This is a genomic window from Chitinophaga hostae (assembly GCF_018224885.1).
In the GTDB taxonomy this organism is placed as follows: Bacteria; Bacteroidota; Bacteroidia; order Chitinophagales; family Chitinophagaceae; genus Chitinophaga; species Chitinophaga hostae.
Genome location: NZ_JAGTXB010000020.1, coordinates 85,435 through 105,706, shown reverse-complemented (window position 1 = coordinate 105,706; position 20,272 = coordinate 85,435). Strand labels below are relative to the sequence as shown.

Sequence of the window (20,272 nt, the reverse complement as noted above, 5' to 3'; positions counted from 1 at the left end):
TTAGGTATTAATATTTAAAGAAATAACTCTGTAAAATATCTTTGTTTGACGTTTGCGTTAGTCCGAGCATCAGCAGTATCCTTGCTTTCTGCGGGTTAAGGTCATCACTTACAATGGTCCCCAGATTTTTATCATCCACCTCATCGAATTGGGTAACCCTTCCGGAGCCAACGTGGCTGGATCTTACCACTACCAATCCTTTTTTCACAGCAGCGGCAATAGCATCATAAAAGGCTTTGTTGAAATTACCGTTTCCAACGCCGGCAATGATAATGCCTTTGTATCCTTCTTTCACAAAGTTATTGATGGCGCCGGCTTCCGCATCTGCGTACATATAGGCAATTCCTACTTTTGGTAACACTTTTTGGGTGGAAATATCAAAAGGTGTTTCTTTATCCGCCTTCCTTATCGGGTTCATATAGTATATCACTTTGCCATCATATACCTGCCCGATGGGACCCAGGTTGGGCGAACGGAAAGCATCTACTTTGGTGGTGCTGCCTTTTGATACATCGCGGCCATCAAAAATGCTTTCATTAAATACCACCATTACGCCACGTCCGCCAGACCTGGTATTGGCGGCCACCGTAACAGCATCATATAAATTCTTAGGCCCGTCGGCGCTGATAGCGGTAGACGGGCGCATGGAGCCTGTGAGCACCACCGGTTTGCCGCTGCGCACGCTGAGATTCAGGAAATAAGCTGTTTCCTCCTGCGTGTCCGTACCATGTGTGATCACAATCCCATCGGCCTCATTATTAGCAAATATTTCATTGATCCGCTTATTCAGTTTTAACCAGATATCAATACTCATATCCTGGCTGCCCACATTAGCAATCTGCTCACCTGTAATAGCCGCAATTTTTTCAATTCCCGGAACGGCCTTAAGCAATGACTCAATAGGCACCTTACCAGCGGTATACGCCGCCCTGTCAGCCGATGCACCCTCTCCGGCAATAGTACCACCAGTAGCGAGGATGATAATACGCGGCGGCTGGGCAAACGAGGTTATACAAACAAATAATACTACAATTAAAGTACATAAGGGCTTCATATATGTGCTTTTAAAACCGTTAGATTGTTCTGGGAGGAATGTCAGGATATTAGAACAACAGAAGTCGTTATATTGTTCGCAAGCGTGTTTCCTTGCCCGGGAATTTTTTGCCCAGGATTAGTGTGATTTTTGATGATTATACTGATTTTGTTCTACAGGATTTAAAAAAAGATTTGGGAAGATGTAAGCGGATTCGCTTATATCTTCCCAAATCTTTTTTAATCTTTTTTAAATCAAAAAGTAAAATCAGTATAATCATCAAAAATCACTCTAATCCTGGGCAAGAAAAAAATCATGCTCCCTCTGCTACTTTCTTCACCCCCGCCAATATCTGTTTCCAGTTCTCTTTGGAATGATCACAGGTTTCCTGGCTTTCAAAGTTTGATTGGGAAACCGCGAGTTTTGTTTCGCCATTGCCATTTGTTTCCAGGTTGTACACAATAGTCGAATAGTTTTCCGCCACATCTGCCTTTCCGCTGCTCAGGTAGCTGAAGGATAACATCTTTCCAGTTTCCAGGTCCAGTACGGATCCTTTTTCTTCATAATGCTGACCTTCCCATTCGCCGGACCAGGTAATGGGACTGCCTTTCTTCCAGTCGCTGTCTACATCTGTCCCAAAAAAGTATAATTTGATCTGTGCTTTATCGGTGAGGGCGTTCCATACTTTTGAAGCGGGAGCATGGATATTGATAGATTCCGACATTTTTAACTGCTTGTCCATAATAATGTGTTTTTATTGTACTACAATATTAGACAACCATGATTGGAGCGGATTGCATTTTACGGATTAATTCTAACTGAATTAGGAGTGATACCAAATTTCTTCTTAAAGGCATTATTAAAATGCTGCGGACTGGAATAGCCCAGTTCATAAGCTATTTCAGCAGAAGTTTTCCCGGTGTCCAGCAGGTATTGATTGGCCAGCTGCAGGCGTTGCCCGGTTAAATATTCAAACACGGTAGTGTTAAACGTTTCTTTAAATCCGCGTTTCAGCTTATACTCGTTGAGTCCTACCAGTTGTGCTATTTCAGTGAGTCCCGGCGGATTGCTTAACCGCCCGTTGATCAGGTCTCTTACTGCAATGATTTTCTCTTTATCCGTTTTATTTTTTATAAAAACCTCTTTTTTATCGGCAGTATAATTGTATGCTTCGGCAGATAATACCAGCAACTCAATGCTTTTTGATAAGAGGAATAATTTTTTCAGTTGCCCGGAAAAGCGGCAGTTCATGATTTGTGTTATTACCTGTTGGGTGGCAGCATCGATAGGCCCCCAGTTTTCGGATAGCAGCGCGCTTCTGCCGGCTAACATGTCTTCACAAAAACGTTGCAGGCATTCATTTCCGCTTTGGGTAAACTCCACAAACAGGTTTTTGGGGAACTGTATCCCAAATGTTTCTATTTCTGTAGCTTTGGGTTGAACCTCAATTTCAAAGCCTTTGGAGTACATCGTATTGTGATGCCCGCCGATCAGATCAAAGGAACGGTTGAGTTGTTTATGAGAAAAAGCATAGTCTCCTTTCAGGCCAAAATGCAGCTGCACCACATCGGTATCGTTACCGGCCACCATCTTATCTGGCCTGTCGTACCGGGTAATAGTATGCGTAAGCCGGATCTCATCACAGTACCAGTCTGTGATAGTAGTTTTACTGTGTTCCGTTGTTAATTGGAATTGTTTATCCTGGTTCGTCATATCGGTTTAAAATTACGAATAATAACTACCTTTAAAAAAATTGCCCCTGTCTATCCCCTGTCTATCCCCTTTCTTTGAAAAACACAATTATTTCTTTTGTTGCTACAATTTTCCGGCCGCGTCGCCGGTATATCTTTGCGCAATCAGGTTATCATTTATAAAAGCTGGTTATCTTATGGAATACAGAACATTAGGAACAACAGATGTACAGCTGTCCGCCATTGGTTTGGGCTGTATGGGTATGAGTCACGCCTACGGCGTACCCGATGATGTGGAATCTATTGCCACATTGGAAAAAGCGCTTGAAATCGGGATTAACTTCTGGGATACAGCCGATATCTACGCTGCCGGCAAAAACGAGGAACTGATCGCCAGGGTATTAAAGCCGAACCGGGATAAAATTTTCATTGCCACAAAATTTGGTTTTTCTCTTGATACAGACGTTCGGGCGGGCAATTTTGATGGTTCTCCGGCCTACATGAAAAAGGCGGTGGAAGCCAGTTTAAAACGACTGCAAACCGATGTGATCGATCTGTACTATGCCCACCGTATTGACCCCAATATTCCCGTGGAAGAAATGGTAGGCGCTATGGCCGACCTGGTAAAAGAAGGTAAGGTCCGCTACCTGGGTTTATCGGAAGCTTCTGCCAACTCCCTGCGTAAAGCATATGCGGTACACCCGATCAGCGCATTACAGAGTGAATATTCGCTGCTCACCCGGGATGTGGAAAAGGATATTCTGCCGGTATGCCGGGAACTGGGTATCAGCTTCGTTCCATTCAGCCCGCTGGCACGTGGCCTGGTGACCAACGATCTCGACATCAACAAACTGGGCGACAACGATTTCAGGAGATCGTTACCCCGCTACCAGGGCGAATATGCCGAAAACAACCGCCTGCTGGCCGCTGCCTTTGCGGAACTGGCTGCCGGTAAAAACTGTACCCCTGCCCAGCTGGCACTGGCCTGGGTATTGGCACAGGGTGATAATATCATCCCCATCCCCGGCACCAAAAGGAGAAAATACCTGCTGGATAACGCCGGCGCTGTAGAGGTACACTTAACAGCCACCGACCTCCAAAACCTCGAAGCCCTGCTGGCAAAATATCCCAACACCGGCGACCGGTATAATGAGAGCATGAATAAACTTGTGGATCGGTCTTAAGCTTTTAGCCATTAGCTGTTAGCTGTTAGCAAGCGGATATTGTCTTGCCCAGGATTAGACTGATTGGGAGGATTAGGAGGATTTTATCATTTTGATTTTATAAGATAAAAAGATTAGCGAAGATAGATGGAGATATATACCATCGGTCTTCGCTAATCCTTTTTTAATCAAAAAAAAATAATCCTAAAAATCGTCATAATCAGTCTAATCCTGGGCAAGAAAATATCCGCTGCATTTACTAAAAGCTAACAGCTAATGGCTAACCGCTGTTGTAAATGGATACAACGGCGTTTCCACGTGTGCCTCTTTCATGTAGGTCGCCATTTTGCGGACAATATCTGGATGGGCAGCAGCTACGTTCTTCGCTTCTGCAGGGTCTTTTGTCAGATCATATAATTCGATCGGTGCATCCGGATGTTGCTGCGCCTGTTGGCGCACGGCTTTCCATTTGCCTTGTCTTATTGCCTGACGGCCACCGTCTTCATGGAATTCCCAATAGAGATACGGCTGCTGCTGTTGTCCTTTACCGCCGGTTAATGTTGGCAGCAGGGATACGCCGTCAGTATAGGGCATAGCAGGTGCGTTGGTTAGTTGCGCCAGGGTAGGCATAATATCCCAGAAAGCGCCCTGGAAATGATTGGTGCTGCCGGCTTTGATTTTACCGGGCCAGCGGGCAATAAAGGGCTCACGGATACCGCCTTCATAGAGGTCGCGCTTTACACCGCGGAAACCGCCGGCGCTGTTAAAGAAAGCCGGATCTGCGCCTCCTTCTGTATGCGGTCCATTATCGCTGGTGAATATCACCAGGGTATTTTTATCCAGTCCCAATGCTTTTAAGCGTTCCATTACCTCCCCTACGTAGTTGTCCAGGCGGGTAACCATGGTGGCGAAAGTGGCGTGCGGATAGGCCTGTGAGGCATAACCGGGTACGGTAGCTTTGGGCCCGTAGTCGTTTCCTTTGTAAGGTTGTTCCGCGAATTTGCCTTTAAAATGGCGGAAAAGACTATCATCCGGCACCTGCAGTTCTGCATGGGGCAGTGTATAGGTGAGGTATAAAAAGAAAGGTTTATTTTTATTGTCTTCCAGGAAACGTAATGCCTGTTGCTGTATCAGCGCCGGCGCGTATGTTTTCATTTGTTCCAGCTGACCGTTTTCGGTCAACACTACTTTGTTGCCATTGTCCCACAGGTGTGTGGGGAAATAGCGGTGTGATTCCCGCTGGCAGTTGTAGCCGTAGAAACGGTCCGTTCCATGTTTCAGCGGATCGCCGGAAGAGCCTACGGGCCCTAGTCCCCATTTACCAAAGATACCGGAAGTATAACCTGCTTTTTTCAATACTTCCATTATTGTAACAACGGTATCGGCAATGGGCTGTTGTCCTTCCGGTTTCACTTCCTTGTTACCGCGGATAAAGGTATGCCCGGTATGTAAACCGGTTATCAGCGATGCCCTTGAAGGAGCGCATACGGAAGTGCCGGCGTAAAACTGTGTAAACCGCATCCCTTGTTTGGCCAGTTGATCTATATGCGGTGTACTGAATTTACGCTGACCATAAGCGCTCAGGTCTCCATAACCTAAATCATCTGCGAGAATAAAAACGATGTTGGGTGTAGTAGCGGCCCTTTGCTGGGCTTTCACCGGCAGCGATAAAAGCGCCACCCCTGCTGCCAGGGGCAGGCACTTAAAAAAATTGTTCCTGTTCATTGTGCGACGTTCTAAGCGACCCAAAATACAAAGTATTTTGGATCACCCGGCATTTATTCACAGCGTAAACACCTTACCGCCTACCATCACCTCCTGGGTAGCCTCATCAAAGGTCGCCTTCATACCGGTGCGGTAGGCGGCATTGCCCATGATCAGCGCAATGGAGTGCGAATAAGCTGCTTCTATTGGTGCATTGGGTTGCTTACGTTCACGCACACACGTCATCCAGTTGCGTACATGCGCATTGGTAAGCGGATCGCCGCCGGTGTTGGCGCTGGTAGCAGCGGCTTCGGCATCGCTCAGCGTTTGACCGGTGAGCAGGTTGGCATGCATCCCCATTTCCTGTGCTTCTTTTTCTGTTAAACCTCCGGTGGAACTGATTTTGTTGGTAGACATGTCGATGGTGCCCCCATTGGAATAATAAATTTCCTTGGTGCCGCCGGCCGAATTATGGAAACGGCTGCTATACATTACCTGGAAACCGCTGCCCGGGTCGTTTTCAGGACCGTATTCAAATACAGCGGTGAGGGTATCCGCATTTTTACGGCCATCTTTCCACATATAGATGCCGCCGTTGGCTACGGCGGTACGGGGATGTTTCAAACCGCTGAACCAGTGTACCGTATCGATCTGGTGTGTCATCCACTGACCGAAGATACCGGAAGAATATGGCCAGAACAGGCGGAATTCCAGGTATTTGCGGGGATCCCAGCTATCCTGCGGCCGGCCGGCCAGGAAGCGTTTCCAGTCGGTGTCCGATTCGCGGATAGATTTTACCAGGTCCGGACGACGCCAGCGACCGGGCTGATTCACATTCCAGGTCATTTCTACCATGGTAATGGGACCAAACTTACCCTGCTGTATAAAATTGGCGGCAGCGTGATAGCTCGGTCCGCTGCGGCGCTGCGTACCTACCTGCATAATGCGGCCGGAAGCCTTCACCGCTTTGAGTGCGTTGCGGGCATCTTCCATGGTTTCCGCAAACGGTTTTTCGCTGTATACATCACATTTGTTTTGTACCGCTTCTATGGTATGATAGGCATGCTGAAAATCGGCCGATGCAATAAACACCGCATCCAGTCCTTTTATTTTGTATAGTTCATCATTATTCACACAAGCTTGTACGCTATGCCCTGTTTTATTCTCCAGGAAAGCTTTTCCTTCCTCTCTTCGCCTGTTCCATATATCGGAAACAGCAACCAGGTCAAAATTGAGTTCCTTGTTGTTGTTAAAAAAGGAAGGTAGCAATGCCTGTCGCGCACGATCGGAGAAGCCTACCAGGCCCACATTTACACGGTCGTTGGCGCCCATGATACGGGCATAACTGCTGGCAGGCATGCCCATCGCACTGAGGGTAATACCGGCTCCTGCCAGTAACGATTGTTGCAGGAACTCCCGCCTTGTTTTTGTTGAGTCAGACATACAAAGTAGTTTTCAGTTTTTATAGCGTGTTATTTTTTTATTTAGTTACCCAGGCTTCTTTCAGCTGCCCTTCCAGGTAATCAAATGCCGGTTTATACTCTGTGGCCGGGTCATCCCAGCGGCATTCCATCATGATATGGCCGGTAAAATCTATTTTATGCAGTGCTGCAAAATATGGCCGGAAATCTTCCTTTGTCACACCGGGGGCCGACCGCTTTTCCTTTTCTGCAATATGACAGTGCACCAGCAGCCCTTTCGCCTTTTCAATACTGGCGGCAGATTCATTTTCCCGCAGCATATGATAAATGTCGGCCGTTAACCGGAAGTTAGGATGATGAATAGCGGTGGCTACTTCAATACCCTCTGTCAGCGTATTTACAAAATTGGTTTCTGATTGATTGAGGTTCTCCATAGCAATGACCACATCGTACTTAGCAGCGATGACGGCCATTTTGCGCCCTAACTGCACAAACTGTTGCACCGCCTTCGGCCGGTCAGTACCCTCCGGCATTTTACGCGCTTCCCCGCTGCCCAGCACAATAAGTTTTATGCCCGCAATTTTAGCCCGCTGCATCACAGAGTCCACATAACCCAATACCCTTGCCTCGTTTACCTCACTGCCTGTTAATTTAATATATCCCGGCACAAATACGTTACAGCTTTGCACCTTACAACGGCTGCTGCGCAGCGCATGCAGCTGTTCTCGGAACTGTGCCTCACTCAGGGAAGGCGACAAAATCTTGCGTACGGTTTCTTCCACGTAAGTAAACCCGCTCGCCGCGGCGAGACTGTCGTTCGAAAAGGAGGTACAAATACCAATAGCAGGTAACGGCGTCTGTGCATTCGATTGCAAAAACGGGTGTATAACCAGGGAAAAGATGAATAACAACCAAGTTTTCATAACGCAGGATATATTTAATGTGGAAAGCGGAACAGCTTTAAGATAATATCTAATTCCGGAAAAACAAAATTTGTGGGAAGAGCGTAACGCACTTATCGCTTCATCGTATCTTCATAGCGCTGAATCCATTGCTGTGGCGTAAGTTTGGCGGCCAGTCCGCCTAACAGTTCATAGGGAATATCAGCCGTATTTTTGAAGCGGATACAGCCTTTCCCGATATCCGGTTTCTTTGCCGACAACTTTTTCCAGCCCCCGGTATACCAATCCAGCAAAGCGGGATCATACAGCCCCATATGGTAAAAGGAGACATAGTTCTTTTGTGAGGCAATACTGATAAAAGGCAACGGCAGCTTCGGATCGCAATGATACCCGGCAGGGTATAACGTATGCGGCACTACGAAACCGGGCATTCCATACAACATCTGTTCCCGGAAGCCTTTGGGTATATGTTGCAGCAGCACCTCCCAGAGCCGGGAAATAACTTCCTTCCTGCCGGGCGGCAATGATGCAATATATTCTTCCGGAGTGTTGGCAGCTGATGTCATGGCCATGGATTTTACCGGATGAAGATACTCATTTCCGGCGTTCCGGACGCCACCCCATGACCTAAACTCCGCCAAAAACACAGCGAATTATCTGTTATATTTGTGAACAACACAATTGACTGAATGGACCCACTATTAACCCTACATATCAGGATCATTAACCAGGTATTTGAACTGGATAAGAAAACAGCTGCCAAACCGGAGCTATCGTCCCTGCAACGCAATATCGACCGCATCAAGCAACATTTTGAGGAGGCCGGCTATACCATCCTGAACCCGCTGGGAGAAGCTTACCGGGAAACGAGGGTCGACTATGAAGCCAGTATCACAGGGGAAATGTCGTCCGAAATGGAAATCGTAAATGTGATAAAACCCGTGGTATACTTTACTGCAGGTGGACAAAAATCCATATTACAAAAAGGGGTCGTTATCGCCGCCGCAAAATAAACCTATGAGCCAGCAAATTAATTTCGGAATTGATCTGGGTACTACCAACTCCCTGATCGCCAGGTTCCAGAACGGTACCGTAGAAATATTCAAAAATCCTTTTGGTCAGAAAGAAACATTGCCATCAGTAGTGGCATTCAGGAAAGACAGGATCATTGTGGGCGACAAAGCGAGGGAGCTGATAGAAAAAGATCCGGAAAATGTGTTTTCTTCTTTCAAAAGAAAAATGGGTACCTCAGAATCCTTTTTTGTGCCCAATAGCAGTGATTTTAAAACACCGGTGGAACTGTCGGCCATTGTGCTGCGGGAACTCCGGAACTTTATCTATACCGGCGAAAAACCCGATGCAGTAGTCATTACCATCCCCGCTTCTTTCGATACCATTCAATCCAACGCTACCAAAAAAGCTGGTAACGATGCGGGGTTCCGGGAAGTACAGCTGTTGCAGGAACCCATTGCCGCCAGTCTCGCTTTTGCCAACAAACAAGTCAACGCCGCCAGCCTGCAGGGCCAATGGCTCGTATACGACCTTGGCGGCGGAACCTTCGACGTAGCCCTGGTGAAAATCGTTGACGGAGAAATGCGGGTCACCGATCACGAAGGAGATAACTACCTGGGCGGCGTGGACTTCGACATTGCCATCATCGAAAAACTGGTGGTGCCGCATCTGCAGCAACAGGGCGCCTACCCGGAACTGCTCACGGAACTGCGCAGCGCACGGGGCAAGTACAATACCCTGTATCACATCCTGCTGAAAAAAGCAGAAGAGGTAAAAGTACAGCTCAGCAACAGCCCCTCCGCTGAAATTGAATTCGAAATCGATGAGCAGGACATCTATCTCACCATCACCCGGGAACAATTTGAATCAGTGATCTACGATACCATCCAGTATTCTGTAGACCTGGTAAAAAAGATACTCGACAGAAACCATCTCTCAGCTGCCGATATTATGGAAGTAGTGATGATCGGTGGCAGCACCTATATACCGCTGGTAAAACAACTGGTCACCGCGCAACTGGATATACCGGTAAACTGCAGTGTAGACCCCACCACGGCAGTGGCAACAGGCGCAGCATGGTATGCAGGCACCCGTTCCGTTTCCGCGCCGGAATCGCCTGAAAAAAGACAACACAGCGGCGCCCCGGTAAACATTCATTTCAAAACAGCCTATCAGAAAAATACAGCCGATAAGGAAGAATATTTCACCGCTATTGTTACCGGACCGGTAACAGGACTCAGCTATCGCATTGTACGTGCCGATGGCGGCTATGACAGTGGCATAAAACCCCTGCAGGAGCGGATTTCCGAAATGCTGCTACTGGCAGAAAATACCAATAACCAGTTCAATATCCTGGTATTTGACGCTGCCCATCATGAAATATCCGCCGATACGCCGGTTATTTCCATCACACAGGGAAAATTCAATATCCACGGTCAACCGCTGCCCAACGATATCTGCATAGAAATAGATGACCTGGAAAATAATACCACCAAACTGGAACTCATCTTTGAAAAAAATGCCATCCTCCCGCTTCGTAAAACCATCGTAAAAGAAGTGATGAAAAACATCCTGCGGACCGGACAGGACAGCCTGCTGATCCATGTGGTGGAAGGCAGCCGCTATGCCGTTCCCGGCAGCTGTGTGCCCCTGGGCATGATAGAAATAAAAAGCACCGATCTGCTCACCGACCTGGTAAAAGGCTCCGATGTGGAAATCACCCTGCAAATCAGCGAAAGCAGGGACCTATCGGTAAAAGCAGTACTGCTCATGAATGAACAGGAATTTTCAGAAGTGTTTAATCCGCAGGTGCGGCAAATCAACATCGGTAAATTAAAAGATGATATCCGGCAACTGTATCAGAAAGCAGCCGCCAAAATGAAATCGTTTAAAAGCAGGCAGCAGTACGAACTAGCAGCTGCGGTGCAACAAATACAGGAAGACCTGAACCAGGTGAGCAGTCGTATCGACACGATCAGCGACGATGATGTAACCGACGAAAAATACCAGCTCGAAGAAAAGAAACGTAAACTGGCCCAGCAACTGGACAGTACCGGGAAAGACCAGCAAATCCTTGAAATTACAGAACAGTATTTTAAAAGGAAAGAATACTGTTTACAAACTATCCGCGAACAGGAAGACGACAGCCGCATCGCCCGCTTTGAAAAAATAACCGCCGACGAAAGCAGTTACCTTTCTTCACAAAGCTATTATACCATCAAGGCAAAAATAGATGAACTGGATGACCTGGGATGGGAAATCAGGCGCAACAAACCGGAAACCTGGATCAATGCCTATTACTACTATGCCAGCGTTACCACCGATGATTATACGGACCCGCAAAAGGCCGCCCGCTTTAAAGATGCCGGCGAAAAAGCGCTGGAACGGAAAAACTATGATGAACTAAAAGTGGTGGTGAACCAGCTCTACCACCTGCTGCCGGATACCAAAGAAGGCGATCAGCTGAAAGGTACCGGTATCGGCTAAACGCTATTCTCCGAGGTAAAGATCTACCCCCGTTGCATCGTTATCCATCATGTTCAAAAACAGGTGGTCCCCTTCTGTGTTGATCTCTAAAGGAATATACCTGTTAGACCGGCGCCAGTAGGCCGGATCCAGCGTATATACCAATGCCGTTTCGGTGAGAAAAACAGCGGAGTTTTTGTAGGGTGACATAAAAAATCCATTGACGCGATAAGTACTGTCATAGGGCGTCCCCGATTGTTTGGAGATCGTCCAGTTTTCCCCTGCATAAAAATATAGGCGGTTGGCAATACCTGCCAGCAATGGTAAGAACACACTATCATGCGGGGCCACAAAGCGGGAATACAAAGAATCCGGCGTTTGTACCAGCGCAACCAGCCCTGCCGGTAAGCGGTTATACAGCTTTACGCTTTGCTTATGCAGCGGATCCAGGAAAGCAGCACTATCTATTGCTGCTGCACTGTACGTTTGTTCGTCACCGTTAGCCTTCGCTGCGCCCGGCAATTTACCGGGTTTTAATACTCCCATAAAAGCCGGGCCATATACATCCGTTCCCGTTTGCGGGGCAAGCAGCCCTGAATCCTTTACAGGCGTATCCTGCAGCTGCCCGGGAACCATATGCTGCAATTGTGCCACCAGGTATTTCATTTGCGCCCCGGTGCGGCTCCCGGCAAAAAAGTCAACATTATGTGACGGCACACTTTTGCTGTTTTTTCTGCCGGACTGGTCCCGGATATCCAATACAATACCAATACCCAGCAACAAACAGAAAAAAATCAGGTATGCTTTTTTCTCCGTTAACCAGGCCGGCCAGAAAGGCTTTATCAGGCGGCCTAACCATGTTTCTGCCGGGCGTTTATGCAGCTGCTGCTTTCTCAGTTGCTGCAGTTCTGCCCTGCGGATCACCACCCGCTCCTGCACATAGTCGGAGGTTTGCAGCTGCGATACCAGGTCCAATACCGCCATGCTGCGTTTAAAATCTTTTGTATAAATGGCGATCGCCAGGTTAATAAGACTGATACTATAATCAATTCTCCACTGGTGAAATTCTGCCGGCAAACTGTTCAATTGCTGTATCAGTTTTGTATTGGCCAGGTGTGCCAGGTATTTCCAGGTAAATGCAGCCCCATTATCCAACTCCGCCAGGGCGGTTTTCAGCTCATTTTCCCACCCTTTGAGATGACGCAAAATCTGCCGGTAACTGGCCGTTGTATGCGCACCGTCCATGAGCAAGGGCGCCGCAAAGAGGTGTTGCGTGGCGGCAACGTCGGCTTGCTGTAAACTGTTAAGTACCGCTGCTGTAAACAGCGGCTCATAATATGGCGCAATAAATACCAGGAATCCGGGATCCTCATACCAGGGCTGATCTGCCAGTTGGCCTTTCATTTCCCCTGTTTTCAGGAAATGTACCAACACGGCATCTGCGGCTACCTGTTGATGAAAACGAAGGATATCCGTTGATTGTAACCGGTCAAAAAACTGCAGCAGCTCATGCTTATTGAACAGCTGCCCGTTTACCTGCAATGCTTTATCATCGGTAAGGTCCAGCCCTGCCAGCATTTTTTTCCGGAGAAGGGTTAACGCGGTGTTGTCCCGCACATCCACGGGTCCGCCATTCATTTTATCAAGTAGTGTAAGGGGGTTCAGGTACTTCATCTGCCGGCAAAATAAGCAAAAAGATGTAAAAGCAGGCGTGCTACTCTCCTATCTTGATGTCTGTGCCATTCACATTATCCGATAATCTTTTCAGCTGCAGTTGCTGCGCCCCGGACAGCGAAATTTCCACCGGCATATACCGGTTGGATGTTTTCCAGTAGTTACTGTCTAACACAAACTGCATACGCGATTGCCGTAAAAATGACACAGAATTAAAATAAGGCAACAGGAAAAAACCTTTCGCACGGTAATCCGGCACATATTTCATTGCCGCAGCTGCTGACCATTCCGGGCTCCAGTATAGCCCCAAATAAAAATATACCTGGCTGAGGGCAAGCGGCAGCGGCACAAACACGCTGTCGTGCGCGGATACATAACGGGAATAGAACGAATCGGGTGTTTGAATAATCGTGATCAGTCCTGCTTCCACGCGGTTAAATACGCACAAACTCTGCCGGTGTTGCGGATCTGTAAACGTACTGTCTTCTTTTAACACCGGCCTGCCTGCGTCATACCGTGGTTCTGTAAAAAATTTCCCCACATCGCCCTGCTCCCCCAATGCGGCCATTAACTGCGGGCCATACAGGTCATCGCCTGTTTTGGGGATAACTGTTCCCGTATGTCCTTTAATGGTGACAGCCCGGTCAACCGTATTCGATTCCAACTGGGATAATAAATACTGCATCGTCCAATAAGTACGGGAGCCTCCAAAAGGGCTCTGATCAGCAGTCGAATAATATAATTCCGCCGGGTGTCTTTCTTTTTCGTAGCGCGAGCCAATGCCGATCACCACCATAATAAAAATTGCAACGGCGATTCTTAACAACCCGTCTCTCGATAAATTCCACCTGGCCAGCAATTTATCAAACGGTGTATTGTGTTCGCCAAAAATTTCGATGCCGGTTTTCATCGCCTCTTTTACGTAACTGATAAAGTGTGTGGCATTTTCCTGTACATGCGCGGTGCTCTTTAACCGTTGCACATCTTCCAGGATGCCTAACGCGATTTTCCGCTCACCGATCGAACTCAGTACCAACGCAACGTTAATCATCAGGATGCCATAGCTGCTTCTCCATTCCATAAACACGTCCGGCAAGGCATTCAGCAACTTTACCTGTGTGTAGCTGACATATGGCCCCGCTTCTTCTTTCCACAGGAAGGTTCGCCGGTCTCTTTCCATCACGAGCCGTAAATTTTCCAGGGCAGTATATTGCTCACCGAGGAAACGGAATATTTTATCATAACTGCGTTTTACCTGTTCACCGGGAATCAGCAACGGGTTACCAAACAGGTATTGCAGGACAGTTACCTGTCGTTGTTGTAAACCTGTTAGTACTGCTGCGGTAAACAACGGCTCATAAAAAGGCGCTATAAAAGACAGGAAGGAATTGTCTTTATATAGCGCCTTATCTGCAAACAATCCTGCCATCGTTCCTGTTTCCAGGAACTGTGATAAAACAGGATCGTTATTAATTTCCTGGTGAAAATGTAATTCCGCGGGGGATTGCAGCCTGTCAAAAAAAACCAGCAGGTCATTTTTACTCCACCACTCCCCCGCTACTTGTAATACCTTATCGGCTGTTAGCTCCAGTTCTGCCAGCATTTTTTTCCGGAGAAGAGCAACAGCGGCTGTATCCGTTGGGTCAATGGCTTTGCCATTCATTCTTTCCAGGACGGCAACGGGATTGTGGTATTTCATATCATAAAATTAGCAAAAAGCTGAAAGCAAAAAGCATAAAGCTATTGAAGCGAATGATCAAAGCGATTAAATATTAATATCCCCATCAATCATTCGCTTCAATAGCTTTTTGCTTTATGCTTTCTGCATTCAGCTAAGAAAACAGCAGGTAAGCCAGCACCAGCGTTATCAGCACATTAAACGACTGGGCTACCAGGAACGCATATACGGGTTTCCTGCTTTCTGTACCCACCAGGTCTTTGAAATTTGTTTCCAGTCCTATGCTGGTAAATGCGAGCGCAAACCAGAGTCCCTGCAAACTTTTCAAGGGTCCTTTTACACTGGCGATGGTGGCCGGTGAAACGAAAAAGGAAAACACCAGCGAGGCAGCGATAAAGCCGATCACAAACTTCGGGAAGCGCTCCCATATCACTTTTAAAGTGGGTTTGGTATTGGCATCACCCGCGTTGGGATGTTTGGTATAGGTCCAGTATACAGAGATAGCGAATGCCGCTACTCCCAGCAATACGTTCTGCGAAAATTTAACGATAGTACTGATCTTCAGCGCGGTTTCACCTACCAGTGAGCCCGACGCCACTACCGCACCGGTAGTGTCAATGCTGCCGCCCAGCCAGGCGCCTGTTACCGCTTCCGGGAAGTTAAAGTAATGCGCAATCATGGGCATAAAGATCATCATCGGGATAGCCGTGATCAGTACCAGGGAAATGACCAGCGACAGCTTTTTAGCATCTCCCTTAATGGCGCCCGAAGTAGCGATGGCGGCAGATACCCCGCAAATAGATACTGCGCTGGATAACATCATGGTGAGCTCATTGTCTATTTTCAGGCGTTTACATACCCAGTAAGAAAAATACCATACGGACAGTACCACCGCCAATGCCTGTACCAGGCCCAGTGCGCCGGCTTTCATCACATCGGAAAAAATAATGGTGGTACCCAGCAGCACCAATCCTATTTTCACAAAAAACTCCGACGTGAGCGACTCCCGGAACCAGGCCGGCAGCTTAAACAGGTTGCCGATCAGCAAGCCGATAATAAGACTGAAAATAACGGCTTCCAGTCCATAATCATTCATGGTGGCGTTACCGGCTACGATCAGCGCCAGTGTGGTGAGTATAAATACTACCGGGAAAACCAGCAGCGTATTTTTTACTGATTTCCCTGTGAGAAAAGATCCCAGCGCAGCTATGGCAATCACATAAATAAACTGTGCGCCGATCTTCAATAAATTGGCGCCGGTTAAAACTTTACCGGTCAGGTCTTCGGCAGTACTCCACTTGTACTCCGGCAAAGCCACCACTACACCGGCTACCGAAAGAAGGATGATCAGGAAACCAAGCATAACAATCGCCCAGTCTTCCTGCAAATAAGATTTTACTGTAGGCATATAGATTCATTGATGATATTGACTGCTTTAAAAAATATCTTTCAGCACTGTGTTGGCTGCATGGTAGCCGCACATTCCGTGTACCCCTCCACCCGGAGGTGTGGCGGAAGAACAGATATAGATCCCTTTCGCTGATGTACGGTAAGGGTTCAAACGTGGAACAGGGCGGGCATACAACTGCCGGATATCAATAATACCACCATTGATATCACCGCCTGCATAATTCGGGTTATAGGTTTCCATCTGCTGTGCATTGAATGTATGCTTTGCCAGGATCAGATCGCGGAAACCGGGTGCAAACCGTTCTACCTGTTTTTCTATGATCTCCGTCATATCCGTTGTATCACCGTTGGGCACATGGCAATATGCCCAGGCGGTATGTTTACCCTCGGGCGCCCTGTGATCAAACAGGCTTTGCTGCGTCAGTAACACAAAAGGCGCCGTATTTGGCTGTCCGCTATAGGCACGCTGTTCCGACAATGCTATTTCAGCAAAGCTTCCGCCCAGGTGTACCGTAGCCGCCTGCCGGCATTCCGGCGCGGAAAATGGTACAGGGCCGTTCAGCGCCCAGTCTATTTTAAACACGCCCGGCCCATAACGGTATCGCGTGAGCTGTCGTTTATAATGCGGCGAAAACTGCTCTCCTGCTATAGTCAGCAACTGTTTAGGCGTAAGATCAAACAACACCGCATGATGCGATGGCAACTGCGACAGCGAACTAACGTGAACGCCTGTTTGAATTTTACCACCCAGCGAAATAAAATATTGCGACAGCGCATTTCCGATGGCCCGGGAACCGCCTTTGGGAACAGGCCATCCATGCCGGTGCCCGATAGACAATAACACCATTCCAACCGCTGCTGAAGCGATATTGGTAAGCGGTTGTATGGCATGCGCCGCCATTCCTGCCCACAGCCCTTTCGCCGCCGTAGTGGAAAACCGTTTGGATATCGCCTCTGCCGAACGCAACGCATCCAGTCCGAAACGCGCCATCCTCAGCGGATGCCGCGGAAAAGAAAGCGGACCCAGGATATCAGCAGCTATCTCTTCCCAATGATCGGCTACCGGCTTTATGAGGCGGCGATATGTCGCCCCGTCTGCCCCCAGGGCCGCGGCGGTGTCGTCCAGCGACCGGGCAAGGATGGCAGCGCTGCCATCGTCGAAAGGATGCGCCGCAGCAAGCGGTGAATAAACAAATTCCAGCCCGTAAGCTGCCAGTGGTAAGGTAGACAGGAAAGGAGAACCTACCGCCATTGGATGCACGGCGGCACATACGTCGTGATAAAATCCCGGCAAGGTAAGCTCCTGCGTACGCATCCCCCCGCCAATCGTATCCCTCGACTCCAGCACCAACACCGACACCCCTGCCTGTTGCAGCCTGATGGCGGCAGACAAGCCATTAGGCCCCGATCCTACTACTATTGCGTCGAAATCTCTTTTATCCATGAGTGATGCCTACAACCACCGGCTGATTTTATTGGTCTACAAACCTAGTATGCTATCAACGGGAATGCAAATTATTTTTAAGAAAGAATAAATATAAGGCAGAAAGCACAAAGGATAAAGCAAAAGCTAATGAACCGGATGATGAGTAAAAATAATAGCTATCCGCGCTGATCATTCGCTTCATTAGCTTTTGCTTTATCCTTTGTGCCTTCTGCTTCCAGCGTGATCCCTACCCGGATTGCCTGCAAACCGCTCAGCCCCTGCAGGTCTTCCAGTTCCAGCTCTTCCATTTCGGGCAACAGTACGCCGGTTTGTTGCAGGTAACGGATAAAGGGCAGGTAATCTTCCACATCCTTCCTGTCGGAATAGATCAGCGCAATTTTATCAGGTTGGGTTAAACGTTCCTCGCTATGCCGGATAAGTACTTTATCGATCCGCTTCTTGATCATCTGGTAACGGATATTATAAGCACCTTCCACATCGAACTTTCTTTCATCCGCACGGAAACTGATATCAATAGGCTGGTTATGCACAAAGATCAGCTGGGTGGTGCGCAGCGCTGTTGGCATCTGCGACAGCAGCCCATGGGTTAATCCGGCAATAGTGACCATGGAAGACAGCTGCCATAAACGGAGATTTTTGAGATGGAAATGATTAAAGGGTTTATCCGGTGCAATAGACTGCCCGATATAAATATCATACTCTACCCCATCCGTTCTGAATTTTTCAAAATAGCAGGGATAGGATTCCTGCAACGCGCCTTTCTCGGATTCGAAATACTGGTTCACCGTTTGGGTGATGAGTTGCATGGACTGTTCCAGCGCATCTTTATTCACATCACCCGCCAAACTTTGGAGGCAGGCGTCAATAGCTTCTTTCGTTTTGGGAAACTGCACCGCAAAATGCCGGAGGTATTCCACTGCTTCTACTTCCAGGAACCTGTTTAATTCATTTTCATCGGAAGGACTCAGTTGTTGCAGCAAGAGCGCCTGTTGCCATTGCTGGCAATGAAAGATCATTTCCTTTAGCAGGTCGTTTTGCTGGTATTGCCGGAGCGCATCCAGTGTGGCTGCCAACAGGCTCAGGTGACTGTCCAGGTCCGCAATAATTGCTTTGTTCCGTTCTACAGTTGAATTACGGATATCAATGGCGCCATACAGCGGGTATACCTGCTCAAAGAAAATATTCTGAATGGTAGCGGGTAAATTCTTTTTTAAGCTATACAGGTAGTTCCACGCCGCTTCGTTAAACTTCCATTGCACAGCGGGCTGTATGGAAGTAAACTTTTCCTTGATCACCTTTTCTATCTCCAGGTTAAACTCTTCTATATACACCTGTAACAGCTGCGATATGGCGCTGATGGCTGGTTCCAGCAATGCCAGGGTTTTGTCATCAAAGGTATCTTCCTTCCAGGTGTGTACGCCCATTACGCCCACCAGTTCGTGCGCATAAAAAATGGGCATCAGCGCCAGCGACTTCACATTCAGTTTACGGAAATGTTCGAGGAATGCGTATTCCGGCATGTTTTCCCGCCAGATATCAGCAGAAAAGAAGAAGAGCGGTTTTGCAGCGTATGCACCTGCCTGGCGCCGGAATTCTTCCGGCGTAAGCCTGTCTTCCCCCCACACGTCGAACAGGATACCCGTTCCTCCTTTTTCCAGGCCATACACCGGGTTATTATTAACCCGTAACATAGGGAACAGATCGAACTCAATCTTACTATCACGTACCAACGATTTCAGCGACTGTATCACTTCCCGGTAATTGCTTTCTTCTACCAGCGCGGTACGCGAAAGCCGTACTTTCCGGATATTTTCCACCGCTTTTTCTGCTGTGATATCCGTTACCGTGATCACGCAGATCCCCCTGAACCGGAACAGTTCCAGCGGCAACATTTCTTCCAGTATCTCAAATCCGCCTCCCTCACTCAGATGCGTATACAGCTGTACCACATCAATTTCAGGCAAAGGCCCTTTGGCTGTAACATCCACAAAACTGGTGTTGATGTTTACCTCATAATATTGCAGCAAACCGGTGTGCTTATTGATCCCTGAATGATGCTGCCCGGTTTTTACCGGTACAATAAAATTATATAACCGTTGCAGGATAAAAGAATATACCAGCTGCAAACGCTCCCGGTGATAATCGGCCGGCTGCCGGCTTACTTCATAGTTTTGATGATGCATTCTTTGTCCCAGCAACTCGAACAACAGATCGGTACCATAAAAAGTAATGGGCAAAAAAGGGTAGCTGAGTCCCCATGCGATCCTGTCTTCGGCAGTCATGGCAGGCGAAAGACAGGCATATATATGCTCCAGCTGCTTTTCATAGCTGGTGATTTCTTCCAGTGGAATATCCTGCCGGCTGCCATCCGATGCTTCGAATTGCGCGAGTGCGGCTGCATACAACAGGGACTTCACCGTTTGTTCTTCGCTGATCCTTTTTTTAAGATAGGCTATAAACGGTTCAAAAGATATGGCTGTATCGATGCCCAATGTCTGTGCCCTTCCTCCGGACACATCCAGTATGGTTGTTTGCATAAGGGGATTATTCTTTCGGTATCAAAGGTATGGAATTTGGGAGGTGTAACACGCATACCATGGCAGCACAAAATAAATATCTTAACTTGTTATCCTGTAATTCTACTGTACCCCTGTTATAACACTTCTTAAACA

At 47.8% G+C, this 20,272-nt stretch carries 15 protein-coding genes; 3 read left to right on the top strand and 12 right to left on the bottom strand.

Features of this window, described 5'->3' with window-relative positions; translation table 11 throughout:
• Positions 1 to 7 precede the first annotated feature (7 nt).
• The 3 genes from KE626_RS27980 to KE626_RS27970 form a co-directional block, all read right to left on the bottom strand.
• A complete protein-coding gene (locus tag KE626_RS27980; RefSeq protein ID WP_211976337.1) occupies positions 8 to 1,054 on the bottom strand; it encodes a type II asparaginase in 1,047 nt (348 codons plus the stop codon).
• Between the two features lie 292 nt (positions 1,055 to 1,346).
• On the bottom strand, positions 1,347 to 1,775 hold the full coding sequence (locus tag KE626_RS27975; protein WP_211976336.1) for an SRPBCC family protein: 429 nt from the start codon (positions 1,773 to 1,775) through the stop codon (positions 1,347 to 1,349).
• A 59-nt stretch (positions 1,776 to 1,834) separates the two neighbouring features.
• Positions 1,835 to 2,746, bottom strand: coding sequence for a helix-turn-helix domain-containing protein (locus KE626_RS27970; protein ID WP_211976335.1), 912 nt, complete (start codon positions 2,744 to 2,746; stop codon positions 1,835 to 1,837).
• 175 nt (positions 2,747 to 2,921) lie between these two features.
• Here KE626_RS27970 and KE626_RS27965 point away from each other — a divergent pair, with 175 nt between their 5' ends.
• Entirely contained in the window at positions 2,922 to 3,908 is a 987-nt protein-coding gene (locus tag KE626_RS27965; protein WP_211976334.1) for an aldo/keto reductase, read from the top strand.
• A 252-nt stretch (positions 3,909 to 4,160) separates the two neighbouring features.
• On the opposite strand, the gene KE626_RS27960 is transcribed toward KE626_RS27965, so the two are convergent.
• The 4 genes from KE626_RS27960 to KE626_RS27945 all read right to left on the bottom strand — a co-directional run bounded on the left by KE626_RS27960 (position 4,161) and on the right by KE626_RS27945 (position 8,480).
• Positions 4,161 to 5,612 carry an arylsulfatase gene (locus tag KE626_RS27960; protein ID WP_211976333.1) on the bottom strand — a complete coding sequence of 484 codons (1,452 nt, stop codon included), beginning with the start codon at positions 5,610 to 5,612 and terminating at the stop codon, positions 4,161 to 4,163.
• A 57-nt stretch (positions 5,613 to 5,669) separates the two neighbouring features.
• Positions 5,670 to 7,034, bottom strand: a complete 1,365-nt coding sequence (locus KE626_RS27955) for a Gfo/Idh/MocA family protein (protein ID WP_211976332.1) — start codon at positions 7,032 to 7,034, stop codon at positions 5,670 to 5,672.
• 37 nt (positions 7,035 to 7,071) lie between these two features.
• Positions 7,072 to 7,935 carry a sugar phosphate isomerase/epimerase family protein gene (locus KE626_RS27950; RefSeq protein WP_211976331.1) on the bottom strand — a complete coding sequence of 288 codons (864 nt, stop codon included), beginning with the start codon at positions 7,933 to 7,935 and terminating at the stop codon, positions 7,072 to 7,074.
• A gap of 92 nt (positions 7,936 to 8,027) precedes the next feature.
• Positions 8,028 to 8,480, bottom strand: coding sequence for a DUF1801 domain-containing protein (locus KE626_RS27945; protein ID WP_249207751.1), 453 nt, complete (start codon positions 8,478 to 8,480; stop codon positions 8,028 to 8,030).
• A 123-nt stretch (positions 8,481 to 8,603) separates the two neighbouring features.
• Between KE626_RS27945 and KE626_RS27940 the strand changes: the two genes are divergently transcribed.
• Positions 8,604 to 8,927: a hypothetical protein gene (locus KE626_RS27940; RefSeq protein ID WP_211976330.1), complete on the top strand. Its 324-nt coding sequence runs from the start codon at positions 8,604 to 8,606 to the stop codon at positions 8,925 to 8,927.
• Between the two features lie 4 nt (positions 8,928 to 8,931).
• Positions 8,932 to 11,412, top strand: coding sequence for an Hsp70 family protein (locus KE626_RS27935; protein ID WP_211976329.1), 2,481 nt, complete (start codon positions 8,932 to 8,934; stop codon positions 11,410 to 11,412).
• Positions 11,413 to 11,415: 3 nt separating this feature from the next.
• On the opposite strand, the gene KE626_RS27930 is transcribed toward KE626_RS27935, so the two are convergent.
• From KE626_RS27930 to KE626_RS27910, 5 genes are all read right to left on the bottom strand, one after another.
• Entirely contained in the window at positions 11,416 to 13,065 is a 1,650-nt protein-coding gene (locus KE626_RS27930) for a hypothetical protein (protein ID WP_211976328.1), read from the bottom strand.
• A gap of 40 nt (positions 13,066 to 13,105) precedes the next feature.
• On the bottom strand, positions 13,106 to 14,764 hold the full coding sequence (locus tag KE626_RS27925; RefSeq protein WP_211976327.1) for a hypothetical protein: 1,659 nt from the start codon (positions 14,762 to 14,764) through the stop codon (positions 13,106 to 13,108).
• A 133-nt stretch (positions 14,765 to 14,897) separates the two neighbouring features.
• Positions 14,898 to 16,151, bottom strand: a complete 1,254-nt coding sequence (locus KE626_RS27920; RefSeq protein ID WP_211976326.1) for a YeiH family protein — start codon at positions 16,149 to 16,151, stop codon at positions 14,898 to 14,900.
• A 27-nt stretch (positions 16,152 to 16,178) separates the two neighbouring features.
• Positions 16,179 to 17,597 carry a phytoene desaturase family protein gene (locus KE626_RS27915; RefSeq protein ID WP_211976325.1) on the bottom strand — a complete coding sequence of 473 codons (1,419 nt, stop codon included), beginning with the start codon at positions 17,595 to 17,597 and terminating at the stop codon, positions 16,179 to 16,181.
• A 158-nt stretch (positions 17,598 to 17,755) separates the two neighbouring features.
• A complete protein-coding gene (locus KE626_RS27910) occupies positions 17,756 to 20,137 on the bottom strand; it encodes a GAF domain-containing protein (protein ID WP_211976324.1) in 2,382 nt (793 codons plus the stop codon).
• Positions 20,138 to 20,272: the final 135 nt, after the last annotated feature.

Bases quoted from the DNA above. Each gene is read 5' to 3' on its own strand.
- KE626_RS27980 (WP_211976337.1), bottom strand. From the start codon at position 1,054: ATGAAGCCCTTATGTACTTTAATTGTAGTATTATTTGTTTGTATAACC.
- KE626_RS27975 (WP_211976336.1), bottom strand. From the start codon at position 1,775: ATGGACAAGCAGTTAAAAATGTCGGAATCTATCAATATCCATGCTCCC.
- KE626_RS27970 (WP_211976335.1), bottom strand. From the start codon at position 2,746: ATGACGAACCAGGATAAACAATTCCAATTAACAACGGAACACAGTAAA.
- KE626_RS27965 (WP_211976334.1), top strand. From the start codon at position 2,922: ATGGAATACAGAACATTAGGAACAACAGATGTACAGCTGTCCGCCATT.
- KE626_RS27960 (WP_211976333.1), bottom strand. From the start codon at position 5,612: ATGAACAGGAACAATTTTTTTAAGTGCCTGCCCCTGGCAGCAGGGGTG.
- KE626_RS27955 (WP_211976332.1), bottom strand. From the start codon at position 7,034: ATGTCTGACTCAACAAAAACAAGGCGGGAGTTCCTGCAACAATCGTTA.
- KE626_RS27950 (WP_211976331.1), bottom strand. From the start codon at position 7,935: ATGAAAACTTGGTTGTTATTCATCTTTTCCCTGGTTATACACCCGTTT.
- KE626_RS27945 (WP_249207751.1), bottom strand. From the start codon at position 8,480: ATGACATCAGCTGCCAACACTCCGGAAGAATATATTGCATCATTGCCG.
- KE626_RS27940 (WP_211976330.1), top strand. From the start codon at position 8,604: ATGGACCCACTATTAACCCTACATATCAGGATCATTAACCAGGTATTT.
- KE626_RS27935 (WP_211976329.1), top strand. From the start codon at position 8,932: ATGAGCCAGCAAATTAATTTCGGAATTGATCTGGGTACTACCAACTCC.
- KE626_RS27930 (WP_211976328.1), bottom strand. From the start codon at position 13,065: ATGAAGTACCTGAACCCCCTTACACTACTTGATAAAATGAATGGCGGA.
- KE626_RS27925 (WP_211976327.1), bottom strand. From the start codon at position 14,764: ATGAAATACCACAATCCCGTTGCCGTCCTGGAAAGAATGAATGGCAAA.
- KE626_RS27920 (WP_211976326.1), bottom strand. From the start codon at position 16,151: ATGCCTACAGTAAAATCTTATTTGCAGGAAGACTGGGCGATTGTTATG.
- KE626_RS27915 (WP_211976325.1), bottom strand. From the start codon at position 17,597: ATGGATAAAAGAGATTTCGACGCAATAGTAGTAGGATCGGGGCCTAAT.
- KE626_RS27910 (WP_211976324.1), bottom strand. From the start codon at position 20,137: ATGCAAACAACCATACTGGATGTGTCCGGAGGAAGGGCACAGACATTG.